This window comes from Microbulbifer maximicatervae (SeqCode) (genome assembly GCF_052467065.1).
Genome location: NZ_CP174299.1, coordinates 4,636,950 through 4,654,869, shown reverse-complemented (window position 1 = coordinate 4,654,869; position 17,920 = coordinate 4,636,950). Strand labels below are relative to the sequence as shown.

Annotated in this window: 18 protein-coding genes; 9 read left to right on the top strand and 9 right to left on the bottom strand. The window is 43.9% G+C overall.

Features of this window, described 5'->3' with window-relative positions; all coding sequences use genetic code 11:
• Window positions 1-11 precede the first annotated feature (11 nt).
• From ACJJI1_RS20585 to ACJJI1_RS20575, 3 genes are all read left to right on the top strand, one after another.
• Entirely contained in the window at window positions 12-707 is a 696-nt protein-coding gene (locus ACJJI1_RS20585) for a HupE/UreJ family protein (RefSeq protein WP_444957850.1), read from the top strand.
• A 64-nt stretch (window positions 708-771) separates the two neighbouring features.
• The gene (locus tag ACJJI1_RS20580; RefSeq protein ID WP_444957849.1) at window positions 772-1,320 is read left to right on the top strand and encodes a hypothetical protein; all 549 of its coding nucleotides are present in this window, start codon (window positions 772-774) and stop codon (window positions 1,318-1,320) included.
• Between the two features lie 45 nt (window positions 1,321-1,365).
• Complete coding sequence (locus ACJJI1_RS20575; protein ID WP_444957848.1) at window positions 1,366-1,701, top strand: DUF6488 family protein; 336 nt, start codon at window positions 1,366-1,368, stop codon at window positions 1,699-1,701.
• Between the two features lie 189 nt (window positions 1,702-1,890).
• Here the strand turns inward: ACJJI1_RS20575 and ACJJI1_RS20570 are convergent, their stop codons facing one another.
• The gene (locus ACJJI1_RS20570) at window positions 1,891-2,304 is read right to left on the bottom strand and encodes an SRPBCC family protein (protein WP_444913190.1); all 414 of its coding nucleotides are present in this window, start codon (window positions 2,302-2,304) and stop codon (window positions 1,891-1,893) included.
• Between the two features lie 12 nt (window positions 2,305-2,316).
• Window positions 2,317-3,330, bottom strand: a complete 1,014-nt coding sequence (locus ACJJI1_RS20565; protein WP_444913189.1) for an aldo/keto reductase — start codon at window positions 3,328-3,330, stop codon at window positions 2,317-2,319.
• A 230-nt stretch (window positions 3,331-3,560) separates the two neighbouring features.
• On the opposite strand from ACJJI1_RS20565, the gene ACJJI1_RS20560 reads away from it, so the two are divergent.
• Window positions 3,561-4,466, top strand: coding sequence for a LysR substrate-binding domain-containing protein (locus ACJJI1_RS20560; RefSeq protein WP_444913188.1), 906 nt, complete (start codon window positions 3,561-3,563; stop codon window positions 4,464-4,466).
• Window positions 4,467-4,790: 324 nt separating this feature from the next.
• Here the strand turns inward: ACJJI1_RS20560 and ACJJI1_RS20555 are convergent, their stop codons facing one another.
• A complete protein-coding gene (locus ACJJI1_RS20555) occupies window positions 4,791-5,423 on the bottom strand; it encodes a hypothetical protein (protein ID WP_444917290.1) in 633 nt (210 codons plus the stop codon).
• Window positions 5,424-6,938: 1,515 nt separating this feature from the next.
• Between ACJJI1_RS20555 and ACJJI1_RS20550 the strand changes: the two genes are divergently transcribed.
• From ACJJI1_RS20550 to ACJJI1_RS20540, 3 genes are read left to right on the top strand one after another with little or no spacing between them, the layout of a single operon-like run.
• Window positions 6,939-7,742 carry an iron-containing redox enzyme family protein gene (locus tag ACJJI1_RS20550; RefSeq protein ID WP_444957847.1) on the top strand — a complete coding sequence of 268 codons (804 nt, stop codon included), beginning with the start codon at window positions 6,939-6,941 and terminating at the stop codon, window positions 7,740-7,742.
• Entirely contained in the window at window positions 7,720-8,490 is a 771-nt protein-coding gene (locus tag ACJJI1_RS20545) for a class I SAM-dependent DNA methyltransferase (RefSeq protein ID WP_444913185.1), read from the top strand. Before ACJJI1_RS20550 ends, ACJJI1_RS20545 begins: the two co-directional genes overlap by 23 nt.
• Entirely contained in the window at window positions 8,483-9,418 is a 936-nt protein-coding gene (locus tag ACJJI1_RS20540) for a TauD/TfdA family dioxygenase (RefSeq protein ID WP_444957846.1), read from the top strand. Before ACJJI1_RS20545 ends, ACJJI1_RS20540 begins: the two co-directional genes overlap by 8 nt.
• Before the next feature lie 225 nt (window positions 9,419-9,643).
• Here the strand turns inward: ACJJI1_RS20540 and ACJJI1_RS20535 are convergent, their stop codons facing one another.
• Both ACJJI1_RS20535 and ACJJI1_RS20530 read right to left on the bottom strand, forming a co-directional pair.
• Window positions 9,644-10,528, bottom strand: coding sequence for an SDR family oxidoreductase (locus ACJJI1_RS20535; protein ID WP_444913183.1), 885 nt, complete (start codon window positions 10,526-10,528; stop codon window positions 9,644-9,646).
• 35 nt (window positions 10,529-10,563) lie between these two features.
• Window positions 10,564-11,598 (bottom strand): alkene reductase, encoded by a 1,035-nt coding sequence (locus tag ACJJI1_RS20530; protein ID WP_444917287.1) that lies wholly within the window; start codon window positions 11,596-11,598, stop codon window positions 10,564-10,566.
• Between ACJJI1_RS20530 and ACJJI1_RS20525 the strand changes: the two genes are divergently transcribed.
• A complete protein-coding gene (locus tag ACJJI1_RS20525; RefSeq protein ID WP_444957845.1) occupies window positions 11,573-12,619 on the top strand; it encodes a LysR family transcriptional regulator in 1,047 nt (348 codons plus the stop codon). The two genes, ACJJI1_RS20530 and ACJJI1_RS20525, sit on opposite strands and share 26 nt — an antisense overlap.
• A gap of 263 nt (window positions 12,620-12,882) precedes the next feature.
• Here the strand turns inward: ACJJI1_RS20525 and ACJJI1_RS20520 are convergent, their stop codons facing one another.
• From ACJJI1_RS20520 to ACJJI1_RS20505, 4 genes are all read right to left on the bottom strand, one after another.
• Window positions 12,883-13,875 carry a zinc-dependent alcohol dehydrogenase family protein gene (locus ACJJI1_RS20520; RefSeq protein WP_444957844.1) on the bottom strand — a complete coding sequence of 331 codons (993 nt, stop codon included), beginning with the start codon at window positions 13,873-13,875 and terminating at the stop codon, window positions 12,883-12,885.
• Window positions 13,876-13,976: 101 nt separating this feature from the next.
• Window positions 13,977-14,822: an enoyl-CoA hydratase/isomerase family protein gene (locus ACJJI1_RS20515; protein WP_444957843.1), complete on the bottom strand. Its 846-nt coding sequence runs from the start codon at window positions 14,820-14,822 to the stop codon at window positions 13,977-13,979.
• 33 nt (window positions 14,823-14,855) lie between these two features.
• Window positions 14,856-15,674 carry an SDR family NAD(P)-dependent oxidoreductase gene (locus ACJJI1_RS20510; RefSeq protein WP_444957842.1) on the bottom strand — a complete coding sequence of 273 codons (819 nt, stop codon included), beginning with the start codon at window positions 15,672-15,674 and terminating at the stop codon, window positions 14,856-14,858.
• Window positions 15,675-15,677: 3 nt separating this feature from the next.
• The gene (locus ACJJI1_RS20505) at window positions 15,678-16,646 is read right to left on the bottom strand and encodes an LLM class oxidoreductase (RefSeq protein WP_444917282.1); all 969 of its coding nucleotides are present in this window, start codon (window positions 16,644-16,646) and stop codon (window positions 15,678-15,680) included.
• 258 nt (window positions 16,647-16,904) lie between these two features.
• Between ACJJI1_RS20505 and ACJJI1_RS20500 the strand changes: the two genes are divergently transcribed.
• Window positions 16,905-17,813, top strand: a complete 909-nt coding sequence (locus ACJJI1_RS20500) for a LysR family transcriptional regulator (protein WP_444908138.1) — start codon at window positions 16,905-16,907, stop codon at window positions 17,811-17,813.
• The last annotated feature ends 107 nt before the right edge of the window (window positions 17,814-17,920 follow it).

The following is a 17,920-nucleotide window of genomic DNA, read 5'->3' as shown; positions in this document are numbered from 1 at the left end:
AGATAGTAACGTTGCACAATAGTTTAAAAACAGTTTTCGGTTTGATGGCGCTGATAGCAGGTATGGTGATATCAGCGCCACTATTTGCCCATGGAGTGGACGATGCTACCAAGACTTTTCTTGCCGGCAACGAAGGGGTATCTATTATTCCCTTTCTATATATTGGCGCCAAGCATATGGTGACTGGCTATGACCATCTGCTGTTCCTGGTGGGAGTCATTTTCTTTTTATATCGATCAAAAGATGTTCTCATCTACGTAAGCTTCTTTACGCTCGGTCATAGCTTGACCCTTTTATTTGGAGTGCTAAACGACACCCATGTGAATGCCTATTTGATCGATGCCATTATTGGATTATCCATTGTCTATAAAGGCTTCGATAATCTCGGCGGCTTCAAACGGGTTTTTGGCTTCCAGCCTAATACCAAGGCTGCCGTACTGATTTTTGGGCTCTTCCACGGTTTTGGTTTGGCAACCAAATTACAGGAATTCAAGCTGTCCAGCGATGGGTTGGTGGAGAATATCCTGGCCTTTAATGTCGGAGTAGAAATTGGTCAGTTTGTTGCGTTGCTGTTTATTCTTCTCGCCATCAATTATTGGCGTCGCTTTGACAGTTTCCTGCGCTTCTCCACTATGACAAATACCTTACTAATGAGTGGTGGACTGATGTTGGTGGGTTACCAGATGACAGGCTACTTCGTAGGTTAGATAGCCAGAAAGTGACTTTATAAAGTTAATTGAACAGAAAGAACACAGATTTAGAGCTTACAGAATGAATACAACTGAAATGCCAGTGCAGACTGCACAAACGCTGATTAAATCCACACTTGCTGCTGGTGTGCTTGCAGCCATTATGTTGACCACGGTGATCCTGCCAGCTGAATACAATATAGACCCCACCGGAATCGGCAGTGCACTGGGGTTGACTGAATTAAACAGTCAAGAGCAGGAAATTGCTGTGCCGGAAATAGTGCAGCGTGGTGAGCAGACCTTTGCTTATCGGACTGACACTACAACTATTGAAGTGCCCGCTGGCCGTGGAATTGAATACAAATTTCAATTGGATAAATACGGTCATTTGGAATATGAGTGGGTAACGGAGAGTGGTGAACTTTACTTTGATTTTCACGGCGAACCCACAGGCGATACTACCGGCTACTTTGAGAGCTTTGCTATTGCTACCGCAAATAAAATGAGTGGCTCTCTCACTACGCCTTTTGATGGTTCCCATGGCTGGTATTGGAAGAATAACGGTCAGGAATCTGTGAAGATCACTCTAAAAACAAAGGGGTTCTACGAGGTTATTGGACTCAAACAGTAACGTTTTTTATCAACATTCGCTAAAACCGAGAAGAAAGAGAGCATTATGAACAAACTTATTCGAGTCATCTGTGTATCAGTTATCTTAGGCTTCGCAAATCTTGCTTTCGCCCATGGTGATCACGAGAGAGACAATTTTGCTACCGTATCGATGGCTGAAGCTAAGGGCATCGCCAGCCAGGAAGTCGCTCGCCTAATCAAAGAGGGCAAGCTCAACAAGTCCTGGGCCGACATGCCACTCAATGCTGCAATACAGCGTGTTGATAACCAGCGACAGTGGGTTGTTAGCACCGAGGACCAGAATGGCAACCTGGATAAAATATTAAAAATCTTCTTATCAACGGAAGGCTACTTTCTGACTTTTAAGGTGATTGATCGTTAATGATTTAATCATGTTCCTGCGCTGATGCTCAAAAGCATTGGCGCAGCTGCTACATCTTGAGGTGTTGGCGTGTGTTAGTTAAGTAGTACTCTCTTCTTGGAGGCCTGAGTTACTAAAAATTGATTAGGCTAAACCTGGAGTGTTACTTAAAGAAGTATTCCCAGGTTTAACCTAATCACCATACTTTATTTAACCATAATGCTTTCTTAGAGCACTCAGACCATTTTCATAAATTTCTTGAAATAGGCTTGAAGCTTCTTCCTCTGATACTCCAACTGGCGTAAACTCTCCAAACCACTCAACACGAGAAACACCGCTAGTATCAGTATCCTTTACACGCAATGTTGAATAGTAATCGGCTACAGGGAAGGGCGCTTGCAGGATATGGTAACTATAGCTTCGCTTTTTCTCATCAAAAGCTATCAGTCTCTCTATAATGATCCCGCCATCTGGGTTTTCAAGGTAACGAACTCGCCCTCCCTCACCGAGCTCCGACTTAGGTATATATGGAAGCCAGTCTGGCAGGGAGTTGAATCCACCAATCAGTTGCCACACCTCGTCACTACTGGCTTGGATTTCGGTGAATGTAGAAGCTTTAGCCATTGCAGTTACTCCTTATTTCTCAATCGGTAGGGGGGCGAATTCATCGACAAGGTGTTCTTGGCGTAGCTCCTGCCATAGTGCATCTGGAATATTGGTTTCCAGAGCCGCAACATCTTCTTTGATTCTACTCGGTTTACTCGCACCTGGAATTACTGCAGCGATAGCTGGATTGGCTAATACAAATTGCAAGCCAATAGCTTTAGTGCTAACTCCATACTTATCGCCAATCGCTTTGATTTTGGAAACTTTTTGCAGCACGGATTCTGATGCTGGCACATACTCAAAATTAGGCCCTCCAACCAGCGCTCCAGAACTATAGGGGCCTCCAGCTACGATACCGAGGTCACGTTCTAAGATCTGTGGTATTACTCTCTGAAGGGCTCGAGAGTGATCCAGCAAGCTGTAGCGACCAGCAAGTAGGAATCCATCGGGGCGAGGTTCCTCAAGATCAAGGAGTATTTCAATGGGTTCCACTCGGTTTACTCCCAGGCCCCAGGCTTGGATCACGCCTTCATCACGCAGTTTGTCAAGAGCCTTGAAAGCGCCTTTGCGAGCACTTTCGAATATGCTAAGCCATTCGTCACCATAAAAATCTTGGGCAACATCGTGAACCCATGCAATTTCAATTCGATCGGTCTTTAACCGCTTGAGGCTATCTTCAATTGAACGCATTGTCGCATCATAGGAGTAGTCATTTACTATCTTATTGGGTCGTCCATACTTGAAAATGTCGCTTTTATCTCCAAGGTCTCGATCACTGGTATTTTCAACTTCATCCAGGATCAATCGGCCTACCTTAGTGCTGATTACATAGTCTTCCCGTGGGTATCTGGACAGCGCCTCGCCCATACGAATTTCTGCGAGACCAGCTCCGTAGAACGGGGCATTATCAAAGTACCGGATACCACTGTCCCAGGCCGCCTCTACTGTTGCTTGGGCTTCCTCATCCGGAATTTCACGAAACATATTTCCGAGAGGTGCGGTACCAAAACCGAGTTTACTGGGGAAAAGATTTTTCAATTTCACTTTGAACTCCTAAATGAAGCATGCAACTCATAAAATATTGACTATTCAGTCTGCTTATTTATAGCGTCAGAGTAGCCAGTCATTGCCCGCTATCACTAATACTACTGTAGGGAATCTGCAGAATGATGCGTCTGTGATCAGGGGCAGTGGGTTAACGCAGGCAGTTTGCTTTAGTTGCTTTTGACGAAAAAGCCGTCTATAAGCAAATGACAATTGACTTGGAATCAATAATGCAGATTACCCTTCAGGAACTACAGGTGTTTATTACCGTGGTGGATACTTCCTCAATCACTTCGGCGGCTGAACGCTTAGAGCAGACCGTTTCCGGGGTCAGTCGTGCACTGGCCAGGTTGGAAGATAAGCTTCAAACTACCCTTCTACAACGCACTACAAGGCGACTGGAGTTAACCGAAGAGGGCCGGGCTTTTCTGAGTTATGCAAGAGGTATCCTCAGATCGGTAGAAGAGGCTGAGGAACAGATGGCTGCTCGCCAAAAGTATCCCTCGGGTTTGCTGCGCATAGACGCCGCCACGCCATTTATGCTGCATGTAATTACGCCGCTGGTAAAAAGTTTCCGAACCCGATATCCACAGATAGAGCTTGAGCTAAACAGTAACGAGGGAATTACCGACTTGATAGAGAAGCGTACTGATGTGGCATTTCGCATTGGGAAGCTTGAGGATTCAACATTACATGCCAGGCCGATAGGTTCTAGTAAAGTTCGAATACTAGCCAGCCCTGGTTACTTACAACAACATGGGACTCCAAAGAGTGTGGAGCAGCTTGTCCAGCACACATTGCTGGGTTTCACAAAGCCTGAACTTCTCAACAAGTGGCCCGTGCAAGGACACGATGGGGAGATGTTGCACATTAAGCCTACGGTCACTTCATCCAGCGGAGAGACTTTGCTCCAATTAGCTCTTTCGGATGTAGGGATCACCTGCTTATCAGACTTTATGACCCAGAGAGAGTGTCATGCTGGGCGATTGGTGCAACTATTTCCAGAGCAAACTGTAGAAGTAAATCAATCCATTAATGCGGTTTACTACCGAAATACTGCACTTTCATCACGTATCAACAGTTTTATTAATCACATTATTGAGGAACTGGGTGAACGGCCATTTGATGTTCCTTAGGTAGAGAGTTGTCTTATTGTTTTTGTTTATTCCCTGCCAAGCAGTTTAACTTCAATATAAAACGGGACAATAAAATTTGTAATAGCAGGCCCTGTCAAAAAGCTATAAAGAAAGACTTTATTTAGCTTGCGTAGCACTTTCTCTGGAAAGCTAGGTAAGCGATCTTACCTAGCAGTGAGTCAGGATTCTATTTGAGGAACTCAAGTTGGGGGGTGAGTGGCCAGTCATCGAAGTTCAAAAGCCAAACAAAAGATATTCTGATGCTGCAGCGGCACATCACAACCAGGGATTGCTTATTAAGTCCGAACTACCACAATTTACCTGCTAGGTGATTTCGATTGCAATACCACTCCAAACGTAACTATGCGCCCCACTATTTTGATAACGCAACGTTCGCCATCCAACATCATTCCTCCAAACTGGTTGGCTTTCATTCGGGTTATAATATTTGACTGTGTTCCCATCCTTGGCAATCAGGATATTATGGAAACCCATCTCTTGAGCAGACACAGGGGAAGGGCCTCGAAACATCATAAAAGCGCAATTGTAAAAGGTGTCGGCACGCAAGTTCCTCGGCATTCCCCCGTTACTAGCTGGCTGAATGAGATTTGTAAACAGCGCATTATAATCAGCTCTATTGGTCGCCTGCGCGAGTTGAAGGCACACGTCTTTCTGCGCCGCATCGTATAGAATCCGACCGGTGCGCCCAGGCTGTGCATTCACGTAGTTTCGCACACGTATCGGCGAACTATTGTTGGCCGCCACTAAGGGGTGGTTACCACCGAGTGGAACCGGAGGTAGGTCAGCATTCTGCCATTTGATGGTGTTCCACAGAGTCCCTTCCACAAATGCCTGTGGCCTTGGCGCACGGATATCGAATCCTGACACTGCGATCTCGGTGCAGTGAGCAGCACAAGAATTACCGGCCTGGCTGGGTAAAGTTTTTAGATGCAACATCAAAGTTTCCTTTTTTCAACAGATTTATTTGAAAGCGATAGAGACAGCTTTTTTCTAAATATGTTCTTAATGATGGTCCTTTTAAGATGTGTAAATTTGATTACATCAAAGTTTTAGTCGGTGTAGCTTTCAATTTGTTACATATAAAAAGCTGAATTTATCAATACGTGAAGTTTGAGTAGAAATATCAAAGATTTTGAGGCTAAAAACATGCCGAATACGCAAAAAACATCACGAAAATATTTAATTAAAATTGAATAAAGGGGGGTGAATTTTATAGATTCTTCATGTCGAATCTTAGGTTTCTAGGTGGCGCAGCATCTTCTTATTTGGATTAGTTAAGACAAAGCCCATTTGAGGATTCAATAATACGTACTAGGTAGATCGGTTCTAGCAGAGTTCGAATTCTAGCCAGTCCTGACTACTTACAACAACATGGTAGCCCGGAGGGTGTTGAGCAACTTGTCCAACACACCTCACTTGGTTTTACAAAACCAGAATGATTCAACATATGTCCGCTGTATGAGCAGAGTGGGGACATACTGGACATCAAGCCAACGATTACTTCATCTAGTGCTGAGACTTTACTGCAACTAGCACTATCAGATGCAGGAATCGTATTTTTATCAGGCTTTAAAACCAATAGAGAGTCAAACCGGGCGGTTGGTGCAATTATTTCCAGAGCAGACTGTAGAGGTAAATCAACCTATTTATGTGATTTGCTACCGAAACACTGCGTAGTCAACACGTATCACCAGTTTTATCAATCACATTATTGAGGATCTGGGTGAGCGGTCCTTTGATGCTCCTTAGGAAAGGAGTTGTCTTATTGTTTTAGTTTATGCCTAGCCAAGCTGATTAACTTCAAAATAGGATAAGCTAAGAGAAGATGCAATAGGATACCCTCACACATTATCTACAAAAAAACTTTATTTAGCTTGTGCAGAATTTTCTGTGGAGAGCTCGTTATGTGAGTCTTCTTCATTTATTGGTTGTTCCGGCTATCTCTGTGTTGTTTGACCGTGGCATGGATTAATCGATTCATTTACGCTGTGAGCCCTCCGCCTTAATCCTTATTTCTAATTGCTATGTTCTGAATCTTTCTAAGAAGAAATTTATTCAGCGGAAACTGTAAGAATATTCGGTTCACCTTCGACTGATATTTAGGTGGCATATGTCAGGCTTGATATTGTCGCCAATCTAAATATTAACTTTTTAGGAAGGGAGGTAAGTGGTGTCAGAGTCAAATTTAAAATTTTGGTTTTGAGGTGAGGGATAACCTCGCAACAGGTAAAAATAATTAATTATGTTGACCTGTTGAGTAGAGTTGTTGGAGGTTGGTGAATGAATATTTATCAATTTACAGGAGGTATAACCATGTATCTATTTCGCTAGTTGCTGAAGAAAATTTAAGTAATAAGTCGTATTTATAGTTTTATACATTTATAGATGCGTAAATATTTACTTAGTTAAAGTTATTCAACCCCGAATCAGTGTTTAATGCTGGAGATTTTTATGTGCCTTCAAAAAAAAGCTTGGTTAAAACAGCTTTCAAAGGAAGCTCTTGAGCATAGAGCTGTAAACCATCCATATCTTGTGCAGTTTTCCAATGGTACTCTACCAAACTTTAGGTTTGCAGTAGCTGACTTTGCCCAGCAGTATGGATTTTACTCTTCCCGTTTTATCAATATGTTGGCTGCAGTAATTGCAAGGTTACCATCAAAGAAACATCGAAATGTACTTCTGGGAAACCTTCATGAGGAGTCAGGGCATTATGAAGAAGCGGAGCTTAATCAACTGGAGCAATACGGGATTAAAAAAGATTGGGTCCATGATATTCCGCATACAGAATTATTCGAAAATTTTAGGTTGCGAGTAACAGATGGTATCCCGCAGATACCCCTATTTGAGGAGGCATTAGTTTGGTATGAAATGCTATCTGGTGTCCTACTTCATGGCCCTACAGAGGAGGCGGTAGGGGCTTTAGGGTTGGGGACTGAGCACATTGTAAGCTCTATTTATCCATATATAGAGAGAGGGTTGCAATCTCTGCCTGATCTAGGTCTGGCTGACTACTGTTTTTTCCCAGTACATACACTCGTTGACGACAATCATACAGAGAGCCTTAATCAAGTCGCCCTGGATTTTGCTAACACTGATGAAGAAAGAAGGCGCCTGCGCCATGGTGTCATGAAGGCTTTAAATCTTAGAGCTGCGTTTTGGGATGGTTTGCTGGAAAGAGCAATAAAGGGGCCTGAGAGTAGTTTCATCAATAATGCACAGGAAGGAGTCCGTAATGATTCACTCTCCATCAACTGAAGAAATATATAATTCTCAGGCGACTAATTGGCATCGGTCGGAAAAGGTGATGCTTAGTGACTATACAGCCAGACCTCTAGTTTTAGAGGCGCTGGGTAATGTCTCCGGTCAGCACATTTTAGATATTGGCTGTGGGGAAGGCTATATGTCTAGAATAATTATGGAATCTGGTGCTGGCTCAATATTTGGGGTTGACTCATCTTTAAAAATGATTGGTCAAGCAAAGTCAATGTCGGTTGAGCTTGGGTTGCATAAGGCTAATTATGAAGTTGGAAACGCGGTAAGCTTTAATCAATACCCAAGGACTGAATTTGATCAAGCAATAGCAGTCTTTCTGTTCAATTACTTAACCATTGAGGAGATGGTACAGGTAATGACTAGGGTGAGATCACTACTCAGCTCTAATGGAACCTTCATATTTACAGTCCCACACCCCTGTCTACCCTATATGCGAGATGAGATCCCGCCATTTTACTTTGAACATAGAGGGAGAAAATATTTAGAGGGAGTTGATGAAACTTTTGAAGGAAAGATATGGCGTAGAGATGGTATTGCTGTATCTGTGCGATGTGTACATAAAAACTTTACTCATTACTTTGAGGCTCTTAGATTGGCAGGGTTTACCAGGTTACCATCAGTTAAGGAACTTGCAGTAACTGAAGATCATTTGTCACTTGATACTAATTTCTTTGGCCCTCTTAAGGGCTATCCACTTCATGTTCTATTTAGGGTTCAAGCAAATGACTGAATTGGCCCCATCACCCTTGGTTCGTGCTCAGGCCTGGGATGCGGTGTATATGGAGAAAAACTCTTCCTGGAAGTTTGCCTTGCCTAAAGGATGGCGCGCTGAAGCACACGCCTTGGCAGAGTGGGCTTCCAAGCAGACTAACCCTGTTGAAGTGCTTGAAAATAACTCTGTCTCTACTCCTCAAATTGGCAGCCTGTCTCAGGGTATTAAGCGAGAATTACATCAAGGGACTGGTGTAGCATGGATACGAGGTGTAACCGATCTTGATCATCAGGTACTTAATCTATTTTTCTTGAAACTCAGTCTTGCATTGGGTAATACCATTGATACTTACGGTAGACTCTATGGTGTTCAGAATGCCGGGATGGACTATAAAACGGAGCCCATTCCAATCTCTCAAACCAATGAAGCTACCAGTGTTCATACTGATAGCTCACAGAAATTGATTCAACCAAGGATAGTTGGACTTTGCTGTTTAACGCCTGCGCTATCTGGTGGTATATCTAAGGTAGTATCTGCTGCACAAGTTCATGAGAGAGTAAGGGCGTCATCGCCTGAAGACCTTCTTCTTCTGTATAAGAGTTATATTCGAGACCTGGTTACTCCAGATAGTAAAAAAAATGTGGAACATTTGCTTGGTAACCAATTTCCTATTTTTAGCTATATTAATAGTAAATTATCTATTCGTTACATGCGCTATTGGATTGAAAAAGGTCATGAAAGGGTAGGTAAAGTATTGTCCAAGGATGTTTGTCAATCTTTTGATCTATTGGATCAAGAGTTAAATAATAAAGAAAATGTAGTTAGTTTTTCGATGAAATCTGGAGATTTACTCTTTCTTGACAATACCAGAGTGCTCCATGATAGAGAAAAGTTCACTGATACATTAAGCCAAAGGCGAAAATTTACCCGAGTATGGATTGAATAGCTCCTGATATATGACTAGATGGTGGCCTTTAAGTATTTCTTATTAGCGCCTTTGCTAACTCTATAAGGTTGATAGGATGGCATAGAATGCTATGGCAAGCTAAATAGTTTAAGCGTTCATTGATGACGGTAAATGGTATAAGTACTAAATATGTAATTAAACTTGATCTGACAGTCATGCACCCTCCAGATCCTGCACTGTCAGATCAAGTGTCTGTATTTATATTTAAATGATTGCTTTATTAAATTTCTGAGTCTCCTGTCGGAAAAAATCTTCAAGCGTAGTTGGTTTCCTTCCCAATAGCTCTTCCACATGACTAGAGGGTTCAATGGTATGGCCCCACTCGCGGGTTACTGGCCACAGCTGGGCAAGAGCATCAGCCGATTTCTTTTGGATTCCGGCATTTAACAATCCTAACTTTGCTGCTTCATCGCTTATAGGTAAATATGTGATTTTTCTATCTAATACTTTGGATAAAACATCTGCAATATCGCTATAAGTTAATTTTTCTGATCCAGTGAGTACATATTTCTTTCCAGTATACATGCCTGGGTCCACTAATATTTTTGCTGCTACATCTCCGATGTCCTGATGATCGGCTGTAACAACAGTAGCGCCTGGTGCAGAGCCAAAAGGTGCACTAATAGTATTTTGTGTGGCAATTTCACTGGCTGAGGCGAGAAAATTGCTGTTAAAACCAGCAGGCTGCAGAATAGTCCAGTTTAAACTTGACTGGGTAAGATAATTTTCTGCTTCTCCTAACCATCTGGCTATATCAATCGATGAATTGGTATCTGCCCCTAAACCTGAGAGCTGTACAATATGTTTAAGACCAGCCTGTTCAGCTATACGGATAAAAGCAGCATGTTTTTGAGGGAATGAGGGTTCGAATGCAGTAACTAGAAAGGCTGATTCAATGCCATCCAACGCTTCTAATAGAGAGTGTTCATCTTCGTAGTCTCCTCTCACATAGTTGATGTTATCTGCCTTGATTGGGGCACTTGAAATATCTCGTAACATAGCTCTAACAGGTATATCAGTTTTGGCGAGATTTTTAAGAACGGCTTTGCCATTGTTGCCAGTGCCGCCAGTGATCAGAATTTTTTCCATGGTTATATCCATTACAAAGTTAAGAGGTCTATCAATTAAGCACTTTCTTCAGTTAGAGATGGGTAATCTACATACCCTCGCTCATCACCCGCAAAAAATGAGGACATATCTTCTTCGTTATAGGGCCCATTAGTTGCCAGGCGTTCTACAAGGTCCGGGTTGGATATAAATAAACGCCCAAAGGAAACGTAGTCGGCTGATCCTTTAGCAATAGCGTTTTTTGCGGACTCCAGATCATACATACCATTGGCAACGTAGCGGCCGTTATATGCATCGCGTAGCTGGATGTGATCAATGGCTGGTTGCTCATCTCTATCCCAGGCTCGCTCCATCATTTGCATATAAGCTAGGTTGTACCTATTCAGCTGGTTAACAACATATAAATAGGTTTCTTGAGCACTGCTGTCCGTCAAGCTAATTTCCGGAGATAGCTTGATTCCAACTCTATTTGATCCCCACACTTCACTCAGCGCGGATATTACTTCAAAGATAAAGCGAGCTCTGTTTTCTACGCTGCCGCCATAGGCATCAGTACGATGGTTGCTACTATCGTGAAGAAATTGCGCGGGTAGGTAGGGTCCTGCGGCGTGGAGTTCAACTCCATCAAAGCCGGCTTTTAGCGCATTCTTAGCTGCTTGTTTGTAATCTGAGATAATGCCTTGAATCTCATCACATGTTAATGCTCGTGGAACTGCATAGGGCTTCTTTCCCTCATAAGTATGTGCTTCTCCTTCCGCAGCTATTGGCGAGGGCGCAACAGGCGCTTCACCTCCGATAAGGTCGGGGTGTACTTCTCTGCCCATGTGCCAAAGTTGGATAAAAATCTTCCCACCACGGCGATGTACAGCATCGGTAACCTCTCGCCAGCCCTCGATTTGTTCTTCCGTAAAAATGCCAGGGGTGTCCACCCATCCGAGCCCTTGTGGTGAAATCGCGGTAGCCTCTGTGATGATCATCGCTGCGCTGGCCCGTTGAGCGTAATACTTGGCGTTGACGCTTGTTGGTACACCATCTCGACCTATCCTTGCACGTGTCAAGGCGGCCATGATGATACGGTTACTAGTTTCCATAGATCCAAGCTTTCCGTGGGAAAAAAGGCTTGTATTGTCTTGTTTCTTAGTCATATCTATTGGCTCTGCTTGTTTCGATCGGGTGCAGATTAGCCATGTTGACGATAAAATAATAATGGTATATATAGATCAATATGATAAGTTTTATGAATCAGGTTCTAGTATGACCCAAGAGCAACTCAAGATGTTTATTGCCGTAGTGGAGCAGGGAAGCTTTCGCGGTGCGGCCAAGGCGATTTTCAAAACCCAGCCGACGATTAGTAATGCGGTTAAGAAGCTTGAGGAGGAATTTGGCTTTCCTTTATTTGATAGAGATAGTTATAGACCGAACCTCACAAAGCAGGGAAAGGCTTTTTACCAGCAGACTAAGCGAGTTATGCAAAGCCTTGAACAGCTCTCTGTAATGGGGCACCAGCTTGGAGCGGGAATAGAGCCCAAGTTTACCGTGGTCATCAGCGGTATTGTTGAGCTATCACCCTTGTTAAAACAGATCAAGCCTATAGTTTTGTCATTTCCCAATACGGATTTCAGTATTAGCACTGAACTACTGTCGGGCGTAATGGAGCGTATAGATGACAATGAAGCTGATCTGGCATTTGCTACTTTATTCGGTGTTGAGAGTAAACATGAGTGGAAGAAAATAGGGCAGGTTGAATTAGTTAATGTTGCGGCTCCTGACATTTTTCCTGGCGATGAGATTTCACAATTGGAAGCGGCACAACTACCCCAAATTGTCGTGAGGGATACGGGCCGCTCAGAAAATAAGGGAAATATCAACTTGCTGGAAGTTGGACGCAGATGGTTTGTTAATGACTACCATACAAAAAAAGAGCTGACCCTTGCTGGACTTGGTTGGGGTCGGATACCAAAACATTTCATAAAGAGTGAGCTGGAGCGAGGTTTACTTGTACCCATTAGTGTTGAGGGGATTGAAGCATTTAGCAGTTTTGATCTATGTATTATTCGTAATAGAGAACGCTCTTTGGGACCAATTGCTGGTAGATTTTGGGACTCTTTTTAAGGTTGGTATATTTTTAATACATTTACAACTATAAGGGATTAAAGCCGCCTTACAAATTTGAGTGGAGAAATTGTTCTTCAAATAAGATGTCTATTTTAAAAAATATGTTGATAAATTAATGTGAGCTGGTTGAAACAGTTCAGACCTAAAATGAAGTTTTCTGAGTAACCGAAGGCTATCAAATCAGGCCTGAACATCTACATTTTTAGCGATATTCCCATCAATAATGGAGATTTGCGAGTTGAAATCTCTATTAGTCAGACTTAGGGTTCGATATCCACAACAACTTTCCCCATAGCTTGCCCACTTGCCAGCCGTTCATGGGCCTTGCCAATATCAGGCAAACTATAGGAACTTTCATCAAGCACAGGTTTGAGATCGCCTGCTTCAGTAATGGCTTTTAGTGCTTTTAAAATATGTCCGTGTTCCTCACGATGATAATTGTGTAGCATTGGAATTAACATAAAAATGACATGCAAAGACAAGCCTTTAAAGTGAGCAGGCGTCAGGTCAAGTTCTACCATGGAAACGGTAGTAGCTACTTGGCCGTTGAGTTTTGCTGCCTCAAAAGAGTTCGTTATATTTGCACCACCGACTGAGTCGAATACTATATCGAAGCCTGCTCCGTTGGTGTACTTCAGTACATAAGACTCAACTGATTCAGTCCGGTAGTTAATCGGCGTTGCCCCCAGTTTTTTAATCATTGCCAGTTGAGGATCTCCGGAGCCTGTTGAGTAAACATCAGCACCAAAGTGACGAGCCAGCTGTACAGCTATATGACCCACACCGCCCGAGCCACCGTGAACAAGAACACTTTGTCCAGGCTTAACCCCCGCACGCTGTAACCCTTCGTAGGCGGTTATGCCTACTAAGGGCAAAGCTGCTGCTTCCCGCATGGTCAGGTTCTCGGGTTTCAGGGCAATTAAGTTCGCGTCTGCAACAATATATTCGGCTAATGTTCCCGGCAAGTCAGCCAGTCCACCTGCGCAGCCATAGACTTCATCGCCCACTTGATAATCGGTTACACCTTCGCCAATCTCTTCAACAACACCAGCGAAATCCATACCCAATATCGCCGGGGTTTTAGGTGAAAGGGGTAATGCAGGTCCCATTTGGCGAATCATGGTATCTACGGTATTGACGCTGGTTGCTGATATTTTAATCCGCACATGGCCAGCTTTGGTGGTCGGCTTGGGTACTTCAGCAGCTTCAAATACGTCTGGGCCGCCAAAGGTATTTACAATCATTGCTCTCATTTTGATTCCCAAAAATTGTACTTTCTGTAGAGTTTTGTCTAAGTGTCCGAAGTAAGTAGGGCATCGCAGCCTGTAAATCGTCGGATGCCCAATTGCTACTGCTAGTTTATTTTTTGTACATCCATAACCAGTTGGTTCCAGTTCCGCTGATTTTCAATATCGTGTTCCAACCCTTGTTCATCTGCGATAGAGAAGCGTTTTAGCGCAGGTGTTTTACTGGTTGCTTGATACAGCCAATAGGCCTCCGCTTTTAGCGCTTCACCGATAGGTTTATCGATGGACTCATAGACCGCCTGCTTACAAGCATTGATTGATTCTGCTGGAAATTGAGCGATTCTCTTCGCTAGGCTATCGACATACTCGCCAATTTCATCTGGCTCTAGTGCTTTGTTGATTGTGCCGAGGCTTTCCGCTTCGTCAGCATCGAAATCACGGGCGCTGAGAATAATCTCCAGCGCTTTACCCAGTCCTGTCTGCCGAGCCATCCTTGATGCGCCTCCCCCACAGGGGAGGATTCCCATACCCACTTCCATTTGCATGAATTTATATTTTCCTCGGGCTGCGAAACGCATATCGAGTGCCAAGGCCAGTTCATGGCCACCACCTCTAGCGAAGCCTTCTAGTTTGGCGATCGTTGCTTGGGGCACCTTACTGATGCGTTCACAGATAGCCTGTAAATCCAATAGTTGGGCTTCTTCGCGAGATACAGCTTCGTCAGACATATCTTTCAGTAACTCAGTATCGTAATGACATACCCAAACTTCCGGATTTGCCGACTGAAACACAACGACTTTGGTTTCTCGATCCCGTTCCAGGCGCATTGCCAGGCTGTTTAAGTCGGCCAGCATTTCTTGCCCTTGGACATTCACGGGACCAAAGTCAAATGTCACAGTTAGGATTCCGTCATCTTGCATCGCCGAGAATGTGGTAAAACCTTCATATTTCATGGTGAATTCCTTTTAATTGATTGCGTTAACGTCTTAGGTATTTTTAATGCTGAGTTTGTCGAGAGTGTTCTCAATTTCTTCAATAAGTACCTTTCTCTTTTTCTCATCTAGCGCGTCTGGATGTGGCTGGGACCAGTTGCCTATGTCATTGTCAAAGTATTTACCGCTAGCGTTTGAGAACTCATCATCGAGTGCCGCCCGTACCAATATGCTGGCGCCGATACTTAAGTCTTTCCCTTGAGTTCCGTAAGCATCTTTCACCATTTTGCTACCCAGAAATGAGGCGGGATTGATTGCGATAAATTGCGGGGCCTTGTCGCCAAGTGAGCGGGCTAGTTGAAAGGTCCACATAGTGAGAGCCAGTTTACTTTGGGCATAAGCGTCGTTGTCGGATAGTTGTTGGTGACCTTTGAGCGCCTCGAGGTTCACAGTTGCTTGCGCTGCAGAAGACAGATTGATAATGCGACCGTCAGTGCCAAAAAGCGGCAATAGCCGTTTCGTTAGCAGGTAGGGGGCAATAGCATTTACGATAAAACGAACATCGTAACCCGTGTCGGTTATTGGGTTTTGTACTTTAAATACGCCGGCATTATTGATAAGAACATCAATACTTGAATATTGAATTTTTACCATTGAGGCCAGTGCTAACACATCTGATAAATTGGATAAGTCTGCTCGGAATGTATCTATATGGGCCTTGGGATAGCTTTGCTTTATTGCTTCTTTTGCACTTTCTAGTTTTGTATCGCTGCGGCCATGTAAGAGCAAAGTATGATCCTTTGCTGCCAGTATTTTTGCAGTTTCTAATCCGATACCGTCAGTACCGCCTGTCAACAAAATGGTCTTTCGCACTTGTTATTCCTTTTCATTAAAATGTGGGAGAATTAATTCCGAAATTGTTCCAAGTATTTCTTCAATATTTACCCGGTTAAATCGGAGGTTAAGAGCAACATGGTTAACTCCGATCTCTTCTCGCGATTTGAGGTATTGATATAATTGGTTAATTCCCAGTCGATATCCCAAGTGTATGGGGTGTGGTAGGGCATCCGGAGTTTCAGTTATATCAATATAGAGAGGTTCCATCACTGGCTTGTTAATGGCAGAGTTATCTCTCAATTGGCCAATAAATTGTTTTTGCGCGATATGTGGACGAGGATAGGTGATCCAACCATCCCCGTTGTTAAAGAGCCAGTCTGGGGACTGCTGAGAGGAGCCCGTTATCAATAAAGGCAGCTTTGTTTTTTCTGGTTTGGGCAATATGTCTAGTTCGCCCGAAATTGCTCCAAAGTAACTCTGAAGTTGGGGGTAGGGCTCTGCTACACGGCGAATATATTTATAGCTCTCCCGGAACAGTTTCCCTCGCTCCTGATATGAAACATTCATCGCAGGATATTCTTCCGGACGATCGCCACTGGCGATCCCTAGAATTAAGCGCCCGCCTGAGATTTGATCAACAGAGGCAGCAGCTTTTGCGATATGCGCTGGGTGACGTAAGGGCAAAATGATGCTGGCTACGCCGAGGGCAATTTTCGATGTCTGGCCTGAGAGCAGCCCAAGGTAGACGAATGGGTCAAAAGTTTGACCCGCATCGCCAAAAGAAGGCACATTGAAGGGGACATCTCTAAGCCAAATCGCACTAAACCCCAGTTCTTCCGCAAGCCGAACCTTTTCAACATGATTAAGCATTGTTGGAACCGGATTCGTGGCGTAATTCTCTATGGGAACCACAAGTCCCACCGTGAGCTTACCTGGCCTAAATACAGCGTTGTAACCGGCATTGATACTAGCAAAAGAGCCACCTTGAGCTTGGTGTTGAGAGTGCACTGAGGTAGCTCCTATGCTTCTCGGTTAGGAGAGGCTTGGCGGCCAAAGGTGCTAACTAGATCACTATCAGCGGCTTGGACCTGGCCATTTTTTGCGCCGCCGTTCATAAGCACTCTTACACTCATCTTTTACCTCCCAGAAAGCCTAGGCCAGTCATCGATCGACGCTGGCTCGATCTGTGATTAAAGGCTAAAGCATTGGAATCTATGTATAAACGGCGTATAAATAGAATCAGAATTCGGTTTTTGGAGATAATAAGTGGATACAAATGGGGTTCGGCTATTCGTACTGGCTGCGGAGATGCTGAATATAAGCTCTGCGGGGCGGAGGCTTGGATTGGCTCCCTCTGTTGCCAGTGCCCGCTTGTCCAAGCTCGAAGTTCATTTGGGGGCGGACCTATTTCATCGATCTACCCGCAAGGTCTCTCTGTCGATAGAGGGGGAGGAGTTCCTGCCTTTTGCTCGGGAGATCATCGCACAAGAGGATGCGGCTTTTGCTGCGCTGGGGCGTGGAAATTCCTCCGTGAGCGGAACCCTCAGGTTTGCGGCATCGAGCACTTTCGTTCAGCGCTTTATCGCGCCTATCCTGCCTGAATTCCTGGAAAGGTATCCTGGAGTCAACATAGAGCTGAAGCTCTCAGACACACAAGTCAGCCTTATCGAGGGCGGCTTTGATTTGGCACTACGCAATTATGCGGTTGAAGACAGCAGTTTAATTGGTAGGAAGCTGGCGGATGATAAACGAGTTCTATGCGCTTCTCCCAGTTATTTGGATAAATACGGCATTCCTGAAAAACCACAAGACCTTGTTGCGCATCAGCTGTTGGCCTTTATTAATTCAAAGCCAAGAAAACTGATATCAATGAGTGATCGGAGCACTTATGAATTCCCCCCCTCTAACAGTAAACCCCGAGTGATTTGTGATGATGGCGCCAGTATGCGTATAGCTGCAAAATTCGGGGTAGGGATTTGTATGAGTTCTTTTTGGAATATTAAGGCCGAACTTAATGAGGGTTCCTTGGTGAGAGTACTCCCTGGATATCATATAAGTGATCAATCGGCGATTTGGCTCGTTTACCCCAAATCCAATGTTCTAACATCCAAAGTGCGAGTATTTATTGATTTTCTCATTGAAAAAATCGGAAATCCTCCGATCTGGGGGCGATAAACTGGCTGATTAAAGAATGAGGAAGCTAGAGAAAATTAGACTTCCTCACTTGGGCTACAACTTTATTCTGATCTATATCGGTAAGCTTTGAGTGTTATCTATAGAAT